The following is a 17,218-nucleotide window of genomic DNA, read 5'->3' on the forward strand; positions in this document are numbered from 1 at the left end:
GCGATGACGGACGCGGCGCACCTGCAAAAAACCGGTGCGCTCCGTTGCGATCAACACCATATTTGATGCGCAGCCTTGCTATATGATGCATTGACCCGCCGGGTTTCCGGCTCCCAAGGAGTGGCCCTTTCATGGCCCGCATGTTGCCGAGCCTTCTCGAAATCGTCGACCCCGCCCGTCTGGCCGCAGAGCTTGATGAGGTCGCCGTCCGCAATGGGGGCGACGAAGTCGCGCTGAAGCGCGGGCTTGTTTCCGTTTTGAAGCAGACGCTCGCCGCCGGCAGGGCCAAGGCGCGCGAAAGGCTGGAACAGGGCGCCCATCGGGGCCGGGTCTGCGCCGAGAGCCTTTGCTACCTTCAGGACACGATCATCCGCGCGCTGCATGATGTGACGGTCACGCGCGTCTTTCAGGTTGCCAATCCGAGCCAGGCGGAAAAGATCTGCATCGCGGCGGTTGGCGGCTATGGCCGGGGAACGTTGGCACCCGGTTCCGACATCGACCTTCTGTTTCTGCGACCCTACAAGCAGACTCCCTGGGGCGAGAGCGTCGTCGAATACATGCTCTATGTCCTCTGGGATCTGGGCCTGAAGGTCGGCCATTCCACGCGCTCGGTCGCCGATTGCGTCCGGCTCGCCCGCGAGGATTTCACCATCCGCACCGCGCTCCTTGAATCGCGCTATCTCCATGGCGATCAGGCCCTCTTCGACGAATTCGAAAAGCGCTTCGACGCCGAGGTGGTGAAGGGCACGGGCAATGAGTTCGTCGATGCGAAGCTCGCCGAGCGGGACGGTCGTCATGCCCGTGCGGGCGAGAGCCGCTATCTCGTCGAGCCCAATGTCAAGGAAGGCAAGGGCGGGCTTCGTGACCTCAACACGCTCTTCTGGATCGGCAAATATATCTACCGCGTGAAGCAGCCCTCCGATCTCGTCGGTGTCGGCGTCTTCACCCGCTCGGAATATGCGACCTTTCGCAAGGCTGAGGATTTTCTCTGGGCGGTGCGCTGCGAGCTGCACTTCCTCACCGGTCGTGCCGAGGAGCGCATCACCTTCGATCTTCAGACCGAAATGGCGGACCGTCTCGGCTATCAGGGGCATGGCGGATTGAAAGCCGTCGAGCGCTTCATGAAGCACTACTTTCTCGTCGCGAAGGAAGTGGGCGATCTGACGCGCATTTTCTGCGCTGCGCTTGAGGAACAGGAAAAGAAGAAGAAGCCCGGCATTGGACGCTTCATGCAGGTGCTGCGGCGCAAGAAGAAGATGATGAAGGGCTTCAAGCTCGAGGGCGGGCGCCTTGCGTTCCAGAGCGACAAGATGATCGAGCAGGATCCGGTCAACATCATCCGCATCTTCCATCTTGCGGATGCGCATACGCTCGAGCTTCACCCCGATGCGTTGAAGCTCGTCACGCGCTCGCTCAAATATATCGGTGCGGATCTGCGCGCCAATCCGGAAGCGAACCGCCTCTTCCTCGAAATCCTGACTTCGGAAAAAGACCCGGAACATACGTTGCGGATGATGAACGAGGCGGGCGTGCTCGGCCGCTTCATTCCGGATTTCGGGCGGATCGTCGCGCTGATGCAGTTCAACATGTATCACCACTACACGGCGGACGAGCACCTTCTGCGCGCCATCGGCATTCTTTCCGAGGTGGAGAAGCGGCAGGAGGAAGACGATCATCCGCTTGCGAATGAATTGATTCAGAAGGTGCAGAGCCGTGCCGCGATGTACATGTCCGTCTTTCTGCACGACATCGCCAAGGGCCGCGACGAAGACCATTCGGATGCCGGCGAGCGCATTGCAAAACAGCTCTGCCCGCGCCTCGGCATGAGCGAGGGCGAAACGGAGTCGGTCGCCTGGCTCGTCAAGAATCATCTCGTGATGAGTGACGTGGCTCAGAAGCGCGATATCTCCGATCTGCGCACAATCCGCGACTTCGCAAGCCTCGTGCAGAGCCCCGAACGGCTGAAGATGCTCTTCATCCTTACCGTGGTCGACATCAAGGCGGTGGGTCCAGGCGTCTGGAACGGCTGGAAGGGGCAGTTGCTGCGCGAGCTTTATTACGAGACGCTCGCCGTTCTTCAGGGCGGAGACGCGTTGCTCAATCGCGCGAACCGTATCGCGGCGGCGAAGGACGCGCTGCGCGAACGCCTGTCGGACTGGCCAGCGGAAGACTGGGGCGCCTATCTCGCGCGACACACCGAAGCCTACTGGCTGTCCTTCGACACCAATGTGCTGGAGCGTCAGGCGCGATTGATTTCGGGCGCGAAGGACGCGCTCACCATCGCCGCGCAGTCGGAACCAACGCGCGACGTTACCGAGATTACGCTTTACGCGCAGGACCATCCGGGCCTCTTTTCGCGCTTCGCCGGCGCCTGCGCCATTCTCGGCATGAACATCGTCGACGCGAAGATTTTCACCACACGCGACGGCATGGCCCTCGACACGCTCTGGGTGCAGGATCAGCATGGCGGCGCGATCGGCGAAGAGCGCCGCGTGAAGCGCCTCGAAGAAACGATGCGCAAGGTGCTCTCGGGCGAGGTACTGCCGCCCGACGCGATCGAGCAACGCTTCAAGGGCGAAAACCGCACGGACGCCTTCAGCGTCGCGCCGCAGGTCTTCATCGACAATGAAGCCTCGGATGCCTTTACCGTCATCGAGGTGAACGGTCTCGACAGGCCGGGCCTGCTCCACGCGCTCACCAAGGCGCTGTTCCATCTGGGCCTTACCATCGGTTCCGCCCATGTCGCGACCTATGGCGAACGAGCCGTCGACGTGTTCTATGTGAAGGACGTGATCGGCCATAAGGTCACCAACGCCAACAAGAGGAAGGCCGTCGAGCGCCATCTGCTCGAGGCGCTGGCTGATCCCATGGCAAAGGCGCGGCCCGCGAAGCCGCGCCGCCGCGAGGAAACGGCGGCGGCGGAATGAACGGCGGGCTGTTCATCCGATGAATCTCCTGCGTTCAGCCGCGACCGTCGGCGGCACGACTTTTCTAAGTCGTGTTCTCGGCTTCCTGCGCGACATGATGGTGGCATCGGCTCTCGGCACGGGTCCGATTGCAGACGCCTTTTTCGTCGCCTTCCGTTTTCCAAACATGTTCCGCGCCATCTTCGCGGAGGGCGCCTTCAACTCGGCCTTCGTGCCGCTCTTCGCCAAGAAGCTCGAGGGCGAAGGCGAGGCGTCCGCGCGGCGCTTTGCCGAGGATGCGACCTCGGTGTTGCTGACGGGGCTTCTCGTCTTCACGATCCTCGTCGAGATTTTCATGCCCTGGCTGATGTGGCTTTTTGCGCCGGGATTCGGCGACGATCCGCAGAAGCATGAATGGGCCGTGCAGTTCACGAGGGTGAACTTCCCCTATCTGCTCTTCATTTCGCTGACCGCCGTCCAGTCGGCGATCCTGAATTCGCTCGGCAAGTTCTTCGCGGGCGCCGCCGCGCCGGTGATGCTCAACATCACCATGATCGTCGCGCTCTGGTTCGTCGTGCCGCTTGCCACCAATCCGGGTCTCGCGCTTTCATGGGGCGTCATGGCGGCCGGCATCATCCAGTTCGTTTGGCTGGCGATCTCCTGCCACCGCGCGAACATGTCGCTGGGCCTGCGCTTGCCGAAGCTCACGCCGGAGGTGAAGCATCTGCTGCTTCTCGCCGTGCCGGGGCTCATTTCGGGTGGCATCGGCCAGCTCAATCTCACCATCGGCACGATCATGGCGTCGTGGCAGGAGGGCGCGGTGTCGTGGCTCTATTATGCCGACCGCATTTATCAGTTCCCGCTCGGCGTCATCGGCATTGCCATCGGTGTGGTGCTGCTGCCCGATCTGTCGCGGCGCTTGCGTGCGGGCGATGGCGACGGCGCGCATTGGAGCCAGAACCGCGCCATCGAATTCTCGATGCTGCTGACGGTGCCGGCCGCCGTGGCACTGGCGATTATCCCCTATGAGATCATCAAGGTGCTGTTCGAGCGCGGGCGCTTCCACGAGGTCGATACGCATGCGACCTCGCTTGCGCTGCTGATCTATGCGGTGGGCCTGCCCGCTTTCGTGCTCAACAAGGTCTTCTCGCCGGCTTTCTATGCGCGTGAGGACACGAAGACGCCGCTGCAATTCGCCGCCGTCTCCATTGCGGTCAACATCGCGTCGAGCATTACGCTCTTTCAGTTCTTCGGCTATGCGGGCATCGCGGCGGGAACGTCGATCGCGGCCTGGGTGAATACGGGCCAGCTTGGACTACGTCTCTGGAAGCATGGTCATTTGGTGCCCGACGCGCAGTTGATGAAGCGCTTGCCGCTTACCCTCCTTGCTTCGGTCGGCATGGGGGCAGTGCTTTATGTAGGCGCGCATTTCCTCGCGCCCTGGTTCGGGCTGCGCTTCATCTGGAGTGTTTCGGTGCTGACGGGCCTCGTTGCGGGCGGCATGGGCGCCTATGCGATCTTCTGCCAGTTCACCGGTGCGGCGCGCTATTCGGACGTCATGCGCCTGCTGCGAAGGCGCTGAGCTATCGCCAAAATAGCAACGGCCCCGGCTTTTCCCTCGCCGGGGCCGCATTTCGCAAGGTGATCGCTGAGGAAGGAGACTAGCCCAGCGGCCTCGCGATCTCAGGGTTTCAGACCGAGCCGTGCCGCCACGCCTGCGCCATAGGCCGGATCGGCCTTGGAGAAGTGGCCGATCTGGCGGCGCTGGATCTCTTCCGGCACGGTCTTCATCGCGCCAGCGATCGAGTCCATCAGCGCCGCCTTCTGTCCCTCCGACATCAGGCGGAAGAGATCGCCCGCCTGGCTGTAGTCGTTGTTGCCGTCGCGGTGGTCGTAGCGGTCGGCATCGCCTTCGATCTTCAGCGGCGGCTCCTTCACGCTCGGGTCTTCCTTCGGACCGCCGAAGGAGTTCGGCTCGTAGTTCACCGACCCGCCGCCATTGCCGTCGAAGCGCATCGCTCCGTCGCGGTGATAGGTGTGGACCGGGCAGCGCGGACGGTTGACCGGCAGCGCGTCCGCATTGGTGCCGACGCGATGGCGATGGGCATCCGCATAGGAGAAGATGCGGAATTGAAGCATCTTGTCCGGGCTGTGGCCGATGCCGGGAACGACGGTTGCCGGCGAGAAAGTCGATTGCTCGACCTCCGCGTGATAGTTCTCCGGGTTCTTGTTCAGCGTCAGCACGCCCGCCTCGATCAGCGGGAAATCCTTATGCGGCCAGACTTTCGTCAGGTCGAAGGGATTGTAGGGCGTCTTTCCGGCCTGCTCTTCCGTCATCACCTGCACCATGACGCGCCACCTGGGGAAGTCGCCGCGCTCGATCGATTCGTAAAGATCGCGCTGATGGCTCTCGCGATCCTCGCCGATGAGCTTCGTCGATTCCGCATCGGTCAGGTTTTCGATGCCCTGCATCGACTTGAAGTGGAGCTTCACCCAATGGCGCTCATTCTTCGCATTGATGAAGCTGTAAGTGTGCGAGCCGAAGCCATGCATGTGGCGCAGCGTTTTGGGGATGCCGCGATCGGAGAAAAGGATCGTGACCTGATGGAGGCTTTCCGGCGAGAGCGACCAGAAATCCCACATCGCTGTCGGGTTGCGCATGTTGGTGCGCGGGTCGCGCTTCTGCGTGTGGATAAAGTCCGAGAACTTGTAGGGGTCGCGCACGAAGAAGACAGGCGTGTTGTTGCCGACGAGGTCCCAGTTGCCCTCTTCCGTATAGAACTTCACCGCGAAGCCGCGCACGTCGCGCTCGGCGTCCGCAGCGCCGCGTTCGCCCGCGACGGTGGACATGCGCAGGAACACCGGCGTCTCCTTGCCATTATGCTCGAAGAGCTTCGCCTTGGTGTATTTCGTGATGTCATTGTTGACGCGGAAGACACCGAAGGCGGCCGCGCCCTTGGCATGCACCACGCGTTCGGGGATGCGCTCGCGATTGAAATGGGCGTGCTTTTCGAAGAGCTGCCAATCCTGAACGAGGAGCGGCCCGCGTGGGCCGGCGGTCAGCGCATTCTGGTTGTCGGGGACGGGGATGCCGGCAGCGGTCGTCAGGCGGACGGGTTTGCCGGTCGGATCGCTCTTTTTCTGGTCGCTCATGGCGCCCTCCTAGGTTAGAATAGTTCCAACTTAGAAATCGAGGACTGGCCTGTCAAGATAGTTTAGAATAATTCTCAAATACTGGGCTTCGATTTACGTGTTCCCCTGCCGAAATGCCTCCGCCGCCATTGCCAAGCGGGTGCCCTCCGCCGCATAAACCTCGCGGAACGGCCCGCCATCGGGGCCGGGGTTACGGACGATTTGAATGGAAAAGCCGACCAACCGCGTTTTCTCGGGCGTGCAGCCCACGGGCAACCTGCATCTGGGCAATTATCTGGGTGCGATCCGCAATTTCGTCGGGCTCCAGGACACGCATGAATGCCTCTACTGCGTCGTCGACATGCACGCGATCACCGTCTGGCAGGATCCGAAGGAACTTGCGGCGAACACGCGCGAGGTCGCTGCCGCCTATATCGCCGCCGGTATCGACCCGAAGAAGCATGTCATCTTCAACCAGTCCAAGGTTCCGGCCCATGCTGAGCTTGCCTGGATCCTGAATTGCGTCGCCCGCATCGGCTGGCTGAACCGGATGACCCAGTTCAAGGACAAGGCGGGCAAGGACCGCGAAAAGGCGTCCGTCGGCCTCTATTCCTATCCGGTGCTGATGGCCGCCGACATTCTCGCCTATCGCGCCACCCATGTGCCGGTCGGCGAGGACCAGAAGCAGCATCTGGAACTTGCCCGCGACGTGGCGCAGAAGTTCAACAACGACTACGCGGAGACGGGCGGCACCGATTTTTTCCCGCTCCCCGAGCCGCTCATCATGGGCCCGGCGACGCGCGTCATGAGCTTGCGCGACGGCACCAAGAAAATGTCGAAGTCGGACCCGTCGGACTATTCGCGCATCACGCTGAAGGATGACGCAGACGCCATCGCGCTGAAGATCCGCAAGGCGCAGACCGATCCGGAGCCCCTGCCGGAAACTGTCGAAGGGCTCGAAGGCCGCGCCGGCGCGGACAATCTTGTCGGCATCTATGCGGCGCTGTCGGGGCTTTCCAAGGCCGAAGTGATTGCGAAGTTCGGCGGCCGGCAGTTCGGCGTCTTCAAGCCGGCGCTTGCCGAGCTTGCGGTCGAAAAACTTTCGCCCATCACCGGCGAAATGAAGCGCATGCTGGATCAGGATCGCAGCTATATTGACGCGGTGCTCGCAAGCGGTGCCGAGCGCGCCAATGCCATCGCAGCGCCGATCTACAGCCGCGTCCGCGAGATCGTTGGGTTTATCTGAAGACCAGGCGGAACGCAGGCGTCTTGACCGGAAGGCCTTACTTCCCATCTAGTTGAAGCGATCTGGTCAAGGCGACAATCGACAGGAGCCGGAGAAAATGTCCTTTCGTGAAAATGTTGCGCGGATGCGCGACTGGGGGAGGGACAGGTTTGATGGCGCGACGGACTGGCTGCGTCACCGCTGGATGTACCGCAAGGGCGCTTCTTCCGAGGGCGCTGGAAATGGCGGCGCGCTGTTCTCGAAGCTCGATGAGCCGGGCTGGGGCGGTATCGTCTGGCGCGCGCTCGTCGCTCTTGTTGTCGTCGTTCTTCTCTACTATCCCATCGGCATGCTGATGGTGAGCCGGATCGACGACGATCCGGACTTCAAGCCTACGGGTGCCAACGCGATCGGCGAAGGCGGCAGCCAGGCCGTCGCCATGATGGCCGCCTTGATCGACCGAGAGGTCAACGAGAACAGCTGGACGGCGAACGACCCCTTCTTCCAGCCCGGCGCGCTGCTCGACAACATGCCGAACTATCAGATGGGCATCGTCAGCGCGTTGGCCCGCTTTTCCTTCGAGATGACGGATCAGGTCGGGCGTTCTCGCGGGAGCAGCGAAGCGGATCCCGATCTGCAGAAGGCAGCGGGGCTTCTTCAGTATCCCGGCGACGTCTGGATCTGGAATCCGACCGTTTCGCTCGCGATCAAGGCGAGCTCGGAATCCCAATACCGCGCGGCGCGCCTGGCACTTATTCGCTACAACAAGCGACTTGCCAAGGGCGACGCGACCTTCGAGCGTCGTGCCGACAATCTGATGGCGACGCTCGATCGCTTCGCCAGCGATCTCGGCTCGCAGTCGGCTGTGCTCGATACTGAAGTGCGGGAGCATTCGAGCTACTTCATCGACACCAATGCCGATGACGTCTTCTACAACACCAAGGGCAAGCTTTACGGCTATTACCTGCTGACCAAGGGCCTCGGCGAGGATTTCGCGCCGGTCATCAAGGAGAAGGGTTTGCAGAAGAACTGGGCGCAGTTGCTCGACACGTTCCGCGAGGCCGCCGCGCTTTCGCCATGGGTCGTCGTCAATGGCGCACCCGACGCCCAGTTCGAACCGAGCCACCTTGCGGCACAGGGCTTCTACCTCCTGCGTGCCCGCACACAGCTGCGCGAAATCACCAACGTGCTACTGAAATAGGCCCGGTCTTGCCGCTGGTTCCCGGCGGTGGCAGCATGCGCCCCATGACAGAACGGGCCACAGCGAAGCGCCGCAAATTCCTCGTCGTCGCCGACGGGACGCCGGAATCCGAGGTGGCGATCCACTTCGCGAGCCTGCGCGCCCAGCATACGAATGGCGTCGTGACGCTGCTTGCAGTCATTCCGCCCGCCGACAGCGCGGGGCAATGGCTCGGCGTTCAGAACCTCATGCGCGAGGAAGCGCGGGCCGAGGCGGAGGCCACGCTCCACAAGCTTGCCGCCCATGTGAACGAATATGCCGGGATCATGCCCGAACTCGTGATCCGCGAAGGGCTGCTGGCCGACGAGCTGCACCGGTTCATCGCGCAGGACAAGGACGTCGCGATCCTCGTTCTCGCCGCAGGCACCGGCAAGGACGGCCCCGGCCCCCTCGTTTCGACGGTTGGTGGCAAGGGTTTCCCGATCCCCGTCACTGTCGTGCCGGGCACGCTCACCGAAGAGGCGATCCGGGCGCTGGCGTGAGTTCTCTCGCGGCCTTGGGTCGCGGTTTCTCGGGCATGCTTGATTCCCGCGGCGCGACGGTCCATTTATGAGCCAGATAGAGCGCGGCAAGCCTGCGTTTTTAAAAGGGTTTTTCGAGATGTTCATCCAGACCGAAGCCACGCCGAATCCGGCGACCCTGAAGTTTCTGCCCGGCCGCGAGGTTCTGGGCGAGGGCCGCGCCGCCGATTTTCCGGATGAGGAAGCTGCCCGTCGCTCGCCGCTGGCTATGCGGCTTTTCGCGGTGGACGGCGTTTCGGGCGTCTTTTTCGGTTCGGACTTCATCACGGTGACGAAGAGCGAAGGCGAATGGCAGCATCTGAAGCCCGCCCTTCTCGGCGCCATCATGGAGCATTTCACCGGCGGCGCGCCGATCCTGTTCGGTGATCTCGCGGCGGGCGACGCTCATGCAGCGCATGAGGGCGAGGACGCCGAGATCGTGCGCGAGATCAAGGAAGTTCTCGACACGCGCATCCGCCCTGCCGTCGCGCAGGATGGCGGCGACATCACTTTCCAGGGCTTTGAGGACGGCGTTGTCTTCCTTGCCATGCAGGGGGCTTGCTCGGGCTGCCCCTCCTCGACCCTGACGCTGAAAAAAGGTGTCGAGAACACGCTGAAGCATTACGTCCCTGAGGTCAGGGAAGTCCGCGCGATCTGATTGTTTCATCGGCGCGTCATATTGTTTCACCGCCGGGGCTAGCGCCCGCGCGAGGCGGCGCTATCCTGTGCGCCCTTCAATATTCCTTTCGTACCTCCCGAGGAGTCAGCTTCATGAGTGGTATCCTGAGCGAAGATGCGCTCGACACGCTGTTCCGCCATGCGCGCACGCATAATGCCTGGCAGGACAAGCCGGTCTCCGACGAGACCCTGTACAAGCTCTACGATCTCATGAAGTGGGGCCCCACCAGCGCCAATTGTTCAGCCGCTCGCATCGTTTTCGTGAAGTCGAAAGAAGCGAAGGAAAAGCTGAAGCCCGCGCTGTCGGCCGGCAATCTCGAAAAGACCATGGCCGCGCCCGTCACTGCGATCATCGGCTATGACGTCGAGTTCTATGAGCGCCTTCCCGAACTTTTCCCGCATGCGCCGGAAGCCAAGACCTGGTTCAACTGGTCGAAGGAATGGGCCGAGCAGACGGCCTTCCGCAACGGCTCGCTGCAGGGCGGCTATTTCATTCTCGCCGCGCGTGCCCTTGGCCTCGATTGCGGTCCGATGTCGGGCTTCGACATGAAGAAGGTCGACGAGGCTTTCTTCGCCGGCACCACTGTGAAGGTCAATTTCCTCTGCAATCTCGGCTATGGCAACCCGGACGGGCTTTTCGGCCGCAGTCCACGCCTGCCCTTTGCCGATGTCTGCCAGATCGTCTGACAACGGAGCATCTGTTCTGACCCTTCTCGCATTCGATACGGCGCAAGGCGCCCTTTCCGCCGCCATTCTTGGGCGGGAGGGCGTCGTCGCGTATCGCTTCGAACCGCGAACGCGTGGCCACGCCGAAAATCTGATGCCGATGCTGGAGGCCGTGATGGCGGAGGCAGGCCTGGGCTTCGCCGATCTCGACGCGCTCGCCGTCACCATTGGCCCCGGCACTTTCACCGGGCTACGCGTCGGCCTTGCCGCCGCGCGTGGTCTGGCGCTTGCCCGTTCGCTGCCGCTTGTCGGCGTGACCACGCTTGAAGCGCTGGCAGAGCCTGTGAGAGCCGAGCCCGGCGAAGCGATCGTTGCTGCATTCGACGCCAAGCGCGGCGAGATCTATCTCCAGACTTTCGATGCGAACCATGTGGCGCTGAGCGAGCCCATGCTCGTCTCGCTCGAAGAGGCGCTGACCCATGTTCATGGCGACGCTTTCGTCTGCGCCGGCACGGGTGCCGGTCTTCTTGCCGCCGCGCTCGCCGCGAAGGGCATCGTGGCCCGCCTTTCGGACGCGCCCGCCCAGCCCGATGCGCGTTCGGTCGGTCGCCTCGCCGCCGCCCGCCTCGCCGCGGAGGGCGTGGATGCCTTTCGCATTGCGCCTGCCCCCCTCTATTTGCGCGCGCCCGATGCGAAGCTGCCGGGCGGCATCGACCCCTTCGCCGCATGAGCGGGCCTGACCATATCGATATTCGACCCGTTACGAGCGGCGTCGCGCCTCAACTCGCCCATGTCCATGCGACGGGATTCGATGAGCCCTGGGGCACGGAGGCGATCAGGGACATCATCGCCATGCCGGGCACATTCGGCCTGATGGCGAAGGCCGGAGAGCATATTCCCGGCTTCGTGCTGGCCCGCGTCGCAGCCGGCGAGGCTGAAATTCTCACCATTGCGGTGGCCGAAAGCCATCGCCGCCGGGGCCTCGGCCGGCGTCTCATGGAAGAAGCGGCCGCTGCTTCGCTCGCAGGCGGCGCGAGCGTCCTTTTCCTCGAAGTGGCCGAGGATAATCCTGCAGCGATCGCCCTTTACCGGAATCTCGGCTTCACGACGGTCGGCCGCCGTCCCGGCTATTACCGCCGCAGTGGCAGCGCGTCGGTGGCGGCCCTGACCATGCGTCTCGACCTCGCGGATCAGCCGCAATAACCATTGTGACCAAGTGGGTGCGCCGTCGCAAAACGGTTATAATTCAGGTGCTTAGTGTGTTAAGAAGGGTGAAGCGGATGTTCTGCTTGTCCGTGACAATGAGGCCTCTCTAGAGCTATTATGACACCGATGACGACAAACCCTTCCGCCAACGGCCATACAGAGACCGACGCGAACGATGCTGACCGCATCGAGAATCTTTGCGTCGAAAAAGGCATGCGCATGACAGAGCAGCGGCGCGTCATTGCGCGCGTTCTGTCGAGCGCCCATGACCATCCGGATGTTGAGGAGGTCTATCACCGGGCCTCGAAGATCGATAACAAGATCTCGATCGCGACGGTCTATCGCACGGTTCGCCTTTTCGAAGAGGCTGGCATTCTTGAGCGCCATGATTTCCGCGATGGCCGCTCGCGCTACGAGCAGGTGCCGGACGAGCATCACGATCACCTGATCGATTTGTCGACTGGCAAGGTGATCGAGTTCCACAGCGACGACATTGAGCGGTTGCAGCACATCATCGCGCGCGAACTCGGCTTCGATCTCGTCGATCATCGCCTCGAGCTTTATGGTGTTCCGCTCGGCAGGGACAAGAAAGCCGCCGACTCTCGCAAGAAAGAATGAAGGCACGAGGCCTCGACCTCGCGCATAAGGGAATGGAAGACGGGACAAGGGAGACGCTCATGGGTCGCTTGCGCGCGGGTTTCCTCCTCGCCGGTTTCATTTTGTCGGCCATGGTTCTGATGCCGGTTCAGGCGCTTGCGCTCAAAATGAACTGGCCGCTCGCCAAGCGCCTTCCCAATTTCTATCACCGCTTCCTCTGCAAGCTCGTCGGCATCCGGGTTGTGACCCGCGGCGAGCCCTATCAGGGTGGCGCCTGTCTTATCGCGGCGAACCACACCTCCTGGCTCGACATTCCGATCATGGCTTCGTTGCAGCCTTCGTCCTTCGTGGCCAAGAGCGAGGTGGCGGGCTGGCCCTTTTTCGGCACGCTGGCGCGCCTTCAGCAGACGGTCTTCGTGGAGCGCGAGCGACGCACCCGCACGGCGGAGTCGCGCAACGAAATCCACGCCCGCATCGCCGGCGGCGACCGGCTGATCCTCTTCCCGGAAGGTACGTCGAGCGACGGCAACCGGGTGCTGAATTTCAAATCCGCGCTGATGAGCGTCGCCCAGCTCACCATCGTGAATGGCGAGGAAGATCGCGAGGACGATCTGGTGGTTCAGCCTGTTTCCGTCGCCTATGTGAAGCTTCACGGCCTGCCCATGGGCCGTCAGTTCCGGCCCTTTTTCGCCTGGTATGGCGACATGGATCTCTTCCCCCATCTCTGGGAAGCCTTTTCGCTCGGGCCGATCGACGTGATGGTCGAATATCACAAGCCCGTCACGATCCGCGAAATCGGCAACCGCAAGGCGCTGGCCATGTATTGCGAGGAAGCCTGCCGCAGTGGCGTCATCCGCGCGATCAACGGGCGTTTTGACGAAGAGTCCGAGGCGCCTGACGCCGGAACGATCGAGTTGCCGCCTCGCCTCGCTGCCGCGCTTTGAGCGCGCCTCGCATTGGTGGATGCGGAACGGCACTTCTGCCTGCTAGTATGACGCAATGGCGCTTGCCGCCAGAATTGGCCCTGCTTTGAGTTCCCACGTGCCGCAGAAGAAGATTTTCGTAAAGACCTATGGCTGTCAGATGAATGTCTATGACAGCGAGCGCATGATCGACGTCATGGCGCCGGAAGGTTATGTCGAGGCCGCCTCGCCAGAGGAGGCCGACATCGTCGTGCTGAATACCTGTCATATCCGCGAGAAAGCCGCCGAAAAGGTCTATTCGGAACTGGGCCGCCTGCGCGAGCTCAAGGCCGAAAAGGCCGCGCGGGGCGAGAAGCTCGTCGTCGGCGTCGCGGGTTGCGTCGCCCAGGCCGAGGGCGAGGAAATGCGCCGCCGCGCGCCCGTGGTCGATATCATCGTGGGCCCGCAGAATTATCACCATCTTCCCGACCTCGTGGCACGCAGCGGCAATGGCGGCCCCGCCATCGTCGAGACGGAATTTCCGACCGAGGACAAGTTCGAAAGCCTCCCCGCGCCGGACCGGCGCAAGACGCTGGCCCGCGGCCCCACGGCCTTCCTCACCATTCAGGAAGGTTGCGACAAGTTCTGCACCTTCTGCGTCGTGCCTTATACGCGCGGCAGCGAATTCTCACGGCCCGTGTCGCGCATCCTCGACGAAGCGCGCGGCCTTGCCGATGCGGGCGTGCGCGAAATCACGCTGCTCGGTCAGAACGTCAACGCCTATCACGGCGAAAATGCGAAGGGCCGTCCCGCGACCCTTGGCGCGCTGCTGCGCGCGCTGGCCGACATCGACGGCATCGAACGTCTGCGCTACACGACGAGCCATCCGAGAGACATGGACGAGGAATTGATTTCCGCCCACGCGCAAGTCGAAAAGCTGATGCCCTATCTGCATCTTCCGGTGCAGTCGGGTTCGGACCGCATCCTCGACCTGATGAACCGTCAGCACACGGCGGAGACCTATATCGAGATAATCGCCCGCATCCGCGCCGCGCGTCCCGACATCGCGCTGTCGTCGGATTTCATCGTCGGCTTCCCCGGCGAGACGGAAGCGGATTTCGAGGCGACGCTCGATCTCATTCGCGAAGTGAAGTTCGTGCAGGCCTATTCCTTCAAATACAGCCCCCGTCCCGGCACGCCCGCCTCGACGCGCGGCGAGCAGATCGCGGAAGAGGTGAAGACCGAGCGGCTTCATCGTCTGCAGGCGCTTCTCTCGGAGCAATCGGAAGCCTTCAACGCCTCCTGCGCGGGGAAGGTCATGCCGGTCCTCTTTGATCGCCGTGGCCGCGCGCCCGGCCAGCTTCTGGGCCGCAGCCCCTATCTTCAGCCCGTTCATATCGATGCAGGCCCTGACGATCTTCTAGGGCGTATCGCGCCTGTCATCATCGAGCAGGGTTTTGCGAATAGTCTTCGTGGACGACTCGCGGAAAGCGAGAAGGTGATTGCCTGATGAGTGACGAGCCGGATGCCGGTATTTCCATGACCAGTATTTGAAAGGACAGGGAGCAGTTGGGCGCATCGGGAGGGATGAAGACCTTCGGAAGGAATGGTGGTGCAGGCGGTGGCCGGGCAGCGCCGGGCGATAGCGAGAGCCTCGTCATCGCCTTTGACGACAACCGGCTTCTTACAGAGCTTTTTGGCGAGCACGATCGAAACCTCGCCCGCATCGAGGAAGGCCTCGGCGTTCTGGCCAGTTCCCGCGGCAACAAGCTTGTCATCACAGGAAAACCGGAAGCCCGCGCGCAGGCCGACCGCGTTCTCCGCGAACTTTATCAACGCCTGAAATCGGGCCTCGACGTGAATGCCGGCGAGGTCGATGGAGCCATCCGAATGTCGAAAGCTCCGGAAGAAGAAGCAGGCCGGGCTGCCGGCGGCGCCCGCCAGATCCAGACCAAGCGCCGCGTCATCGGGCCGCGATCGCCGACACAGGCGACCTATATCGACGCGCTGATGAAGCATGAACTCGTCTTTGGCATCGGCCCGGCGGGCACCGGCAAGACTTATCTCGCCGTCGCCGTCGCCGTGCAGATGCTTCTCCAGAAGCGTGTTGACCGCATCATCCTGTCGCGTCCCGCCGTCGAGGCGGGCGAGCGGCTGGGCTTCCTTCCCGGCGACCTCAAGGAAAAGATCGACCCCTATCTGCGTCCGCTTTACGACGCCCTTTATGACACGCTACCGGGCGAACAGGTGGTGCGCGAGATCGAGTCGGGCGAGATCGAGGTGGCGCCGCTGGCCTTCATGCGCGGCCGCACCCTCGCCAATTCCTTCGTCATTCTGGACGAGGCGCAGAACACCACGCCCGTTCAGATGAAGATGTTCCTGACCCGCCTCGGCGAGAACAGCCGCATGGCGATCACGGGCGATCCCTCGCAGGTCGACTTGCCCTTGGGCGCGAAATCCGGCCTCAAGGACGCACTGGAAACGCTGGGCGGCATCGAGGGCATCGGCGTGGTGCGCTTCACCGATGCCGATGTCGTACGTCATCCCCTCGTGACCCGCGTGGTTAAGGCCTATAATGCCCGCGACCGGGGCCTTCTGGACGCCCGCGGAGAGGACAAGGAATGAGCCCGAGCCGACAATCGAAAACGCTGGAAGATCAGAGCCCCGTTTCCGGGCTTGAGATCGACATATTGCGCGAGGCGGGAAACTGGGCGGCGGACGCGGAAGAACTGGTGCGCCGCGCCGCCGAGCATGCCTATGTCGTGGCGGGGCCTGCCGAAGAAGCGGAACTTTGCGTCGTTCTCGCCGACGATCCCTTCGTTCAGGCCCTGAACAAGACCTGGCGCGGCAAGGACAAGCCGACCAACGTACTGTCCTTTCCGACCGGCGACATGCCGCAGGCCGAACCGGTGCAGACGCAGCTTCTCGGCGATGTCGTGCTGGCGCTCGAAACCATCGAGCGCGAGGCGAAGGAACAGGGCAAGACTTTTCCAGATCACCTGTCTCACCTCGTCGTGCATGGGGTGCTGCATCTTCTCGGTCACGACCATGAGGTCGATGCCGAGGCCGAAGAGATGGAAGCGCTCGAACGCGACATTCTCGAGGATCTCGACATAACGGACCCTTACTCGCCGAGCGACGGTTCCGACGACTCGCGCAAGCGTTCTCCCCGCGGCCCCGATGTCTGACGCGCAGAAAATATCCGACCGAACCGACACGGCCTCATTGGCCGACGAACCGAAACCGCGCGCGAGCTTCGCGCGGCGTCTCCAGACGCTCTGGCGCAATGTTCTCGGTGCGCCCTCCGCGAGCGATCCGACGCTGCTCGAAAGTCTCGAGGAAGCGCTGGAAGGCCGCGACGAGGAAGGCCGTGCGCTTGCCCCCGAAGAGCGCCACATGCTGGCGAATATTCTGAGCTTCGGCGAACTTCGCGTCGATGACGTTATGGTGCCGCGCGCCGATGTCGTCGCGGTGGAGGAAAGCGACACGCTGGAAGAGATACTGCGCCTCTATCGCGAGTCGACCCATTCGCGCATGCCGATCTATCGCGAGACGCTGGACGATCCGCTGGGCATGGTCCACATCAAGGATGTGGTCACCTATCTCGCGACAGACGGAACCGGCGCACCTCGCGACCCCTTCTCGCTCAAGGCGGTCCGGCGCGAGGTGCTTTTCGTACCGCCTTCCATGCCGGCGCTCGATCTGCTCCTGAAGATGCAGGCGACGCACATCCACCTCGCTCTCGTCATCGATGAATATGGCGGCACCGACGGTCTCGTCACCATCGAGAATCTGGTCGAGGAAATCGTCGGCGACATCGAGGACGAGCATGATACCGATCAGGGCCCTTTGCTCGTGAAGCGCGACGACGGCACGATCGATGCTGATGCCCGCGCGCCGATCGAGGAACTCGAGGATATGATCGGGTTGAAACTCGTCGACGAGGAAGGCGATGACGATATCGAGACGCTGGGCGGCCTCGTCTTTTCGTTGGTCGGGCGCGTGCCTGTGCGCGGCGAACTCATCAAGCATCCGCTCGGCCTTGAATTCGAGGTGAAGGACGCCGATCCGCGCCGCATCAAGAAACTCCGCATTCACAAGGTCGAAGCCGCCGCGTCATCGGACGAGGATGGCACGGACGATGACAAGCGGGCGGCAAGCTGACG

Annotated in this window: 16 protein-coding genes; 15 read left to right on the top strand and 1 reads right to left on the bottom strand. The window is 62.6% G+C overall.

The features are described 5' to 3' along the window. Positions 1 to 131 precede the first annotated feature (131 nt). Entirely contained in the window at positions 132 to 2,927 is a 2,796-nt protein-coding gene (locus F2P47_RS00155; RefSeq protein ID WP_152214139.1) for a [protein-PII] uridylyltransferase, read from the top strand. A gap of 19 nt (positions 2,928 to 2,946) precedes the next feature. Next, on the top strand, positions 2,947 to 4,488 hold the full coding sequence (murJ, locus tag F2P47_RS00160; protein ID WP_152214140.1) for a murein biosynthesis integral membrane protein MurJ: 1,542 nt from the start codon (positions 2,947 to 2,949) through the stop codon (positions 4,486 to 4,488). A gap of 101 nt (positions 4,489 to 4,589) precedes the next feature. Here murJ and F2P47_RS00165 read toward each other — a convergent pair whose 3' ends face one another. Continuing rightward, the gene (locus F2P47_RS00165) at positions 4,590 to 6,059 is read right to left on the bottom strand and encodes a catalase (protein WP_152214141.1); all 1,470 of its coding nucleotides are present in this window, start codon (positions 6,057 to 6,059) and stop codon (positions 4,590 to 4,592) included. Positions 6,060 to 6,264: 205 nt separating this feature from the next. Between F2P47_RS00165 and trpS the strand changes: the two genes are divergently transcribed. From trpS to F2P47_RS00230, 13 genes are all read left to right on the top strand, one after another. Further along, a complete protein-coding gene (gene trpS / locus F2P47_RS00170) occupies positions 6,265 to 7,284 on the top strand; it encodes a tryptophan--tRNA ligase (RefSeq protein WP_152214142.1) in 1,020 nt (339 codons plus the stop codon). Positions 7,285 to 7,381: 97 nt separating this feature from the next. Next, positions 7,382 to 8,464, top strand: coding sequence for a DUF2333 family protein (locus tag F2P47_RS00175; RefSeq protein WP_152214143.1), 1,083 nt, complete (start codon positions 7,382 to 7,384; stop codon positions 8,462 to 8,464). Between the two features lie 44 nt (positions 8,465 to 8,508). Continuing rightward, the gene (locus F2P47_RS00180; RefSeq protein ID WP_246176654.1) at positions 8,509 to 8,985 is read left to right on the top strand and encodes a universal stress protein; all 477 of its coding nucleotides are present in this window, start codon (positions 8,509 to 8,511) and stop codon (positions 8,983 to 8,985) included. A gap of 118 nt (positions 8,986 to 9,103) precedes the next feature. Next, positions 9,104 to 9,661, top strand: a complete 558-nt coding sequence (locus F2P47_RS00185; RefSeq protein ID WP_152214145.1) for a NifU family protein — start codon at positions 9,104 to 9,106, stop codon at positions 9,659 to 9,661. 113 nt (positions 9,662 to 9,774) lie between these two features. Continuing rightward, the gene (locus F2P47_RS00190) at positions 9,775 to 10,368 is read left to right on the top strand and encodes a malonic semialdehyde reductase (protein ID WP_152214146.1); all 594 of its coding nucleotides are present in this window, start codon (positions 9,775 to 9,777) and stop codon (positions 10,366 to 10,368) included. Beyond that, positions 10,349 to 11,077 (top strand): tRNA (adenosine(37)-N6)-threonylcarbamoyltransferase complex dimerization subunit type 1 TsaB, encoded by a 729-nt coding sequence (tsaB, locus tag F2P47_RS00195; protein ID WP_185680872.1) that lies wholly within the window; start codon positions 10,349 to 10,351, stop codon positions 11,075 to 11,077. The genes F2P47_RS00190 and tsaB overlap by 20 nt, the downstream gene beginning before the upstream one ends. Next, entirely contained in the window at positions 11,074 to 11,550 is a 477-nt protein-coding gene (gene rimI / locus F2P47_RS00200) for a ribosomal protein S18-alanine N-acetyltransferase (protein ID WP_152214148.1), read from the top strand. The genes tsaB and rimI overlap by 4 nt, the downstream gene beginning before the upstream one ends. A gap of 129 nt (positions 11,551 to 11,679) precedes the next feature. Continuing rightward, entirely contained in the window at positions 11,680 to 12,171 is a 492-nt protein-coding gene (locus F2P47_RS00205) for a Fur family transcriptional regulator (RefSeq protein WP_152214149.1), read from the top strand. A 59-nt stretch (positions 12,172 to 12,230) separates the two neighbouring features. Further along, on the top strand, positions 12,231 to 13,094 hold the full coding sequence (gene olsA, locus F2P47_RS00210; RefSeq protein ID WP_204886447.1) for a lyso-ornithine lipid O-acyltransferase: 864 nt from the start codon (positions 12,231 to 12,233) through the stop codon (positions 13,092 to 13,094). A gap of 55 nt (positions 13,095 to 13,149) precedes the next feature. Beyond that, the gene (gene miaB / locus F2P47_RS00215) at positions 13,150 to 14,562 is read left to right on the top strand and encodes a tRNA (N6-isopentenyl adenosine(37)-C2)-methylthiotransferase MiaB (protein ID WP_152214151.1); all 1,413 of its coding nucleotides are present in this window, start codon (positions 13,150 to 13,152) and stop codon (positions 14,560 to 14,562) included. Positions 14,563 to 14,639: 77 nt separating this feature from the next. Next, a complete protein-coding gene (locus F2P47_RS00220) occupies positions 14,640 to 15,677 on the top strand; it encodes a PhoH family protein (protein WP_152214152.1) in 1,038 nt (345 codons plus the stop codon). Then, positions 15,674 to 16,240, top strand: coding sequence for an rRNA maturation RNase YbeY (gene ybeY, locus F2P47_RS00225; RefSeq protein ID WP_152214153.1), 567 nt, complete (start codon positions 15,674 to 15,676; stop codon positions 16,238 to 16,240). Before F2P47_RS00220 ends, ybeY begins: the two co-directional genes overlap by 4 nt. Next, a complete protein-coding gene (locus tag F2P47_RS00230; RefSeq protein ID WP_152214154.1) occupies positions 16,233 to 17,216 on the top strand; it encodes a hemolysin family protein in 984 nt (327 codons plus the stop codon). The genes ybeY and F2P47_RS00230 overlap by 8 nt, the downstream gene beginning before the upstream one ends. Positions 17,217 to 17,218: the final 2 nt, after the last annotated feature.

The organism is Parvibaculum sedimenti, assembly GCF_009184905.1.
Classification (GTDB): domain Bacteria; phylum Pseudomonadota; class Alphaproteobacteria; order Parvibaculales; family Parvibaculaceae; genus Parvibaculum; species Parvibaculum sedimenti.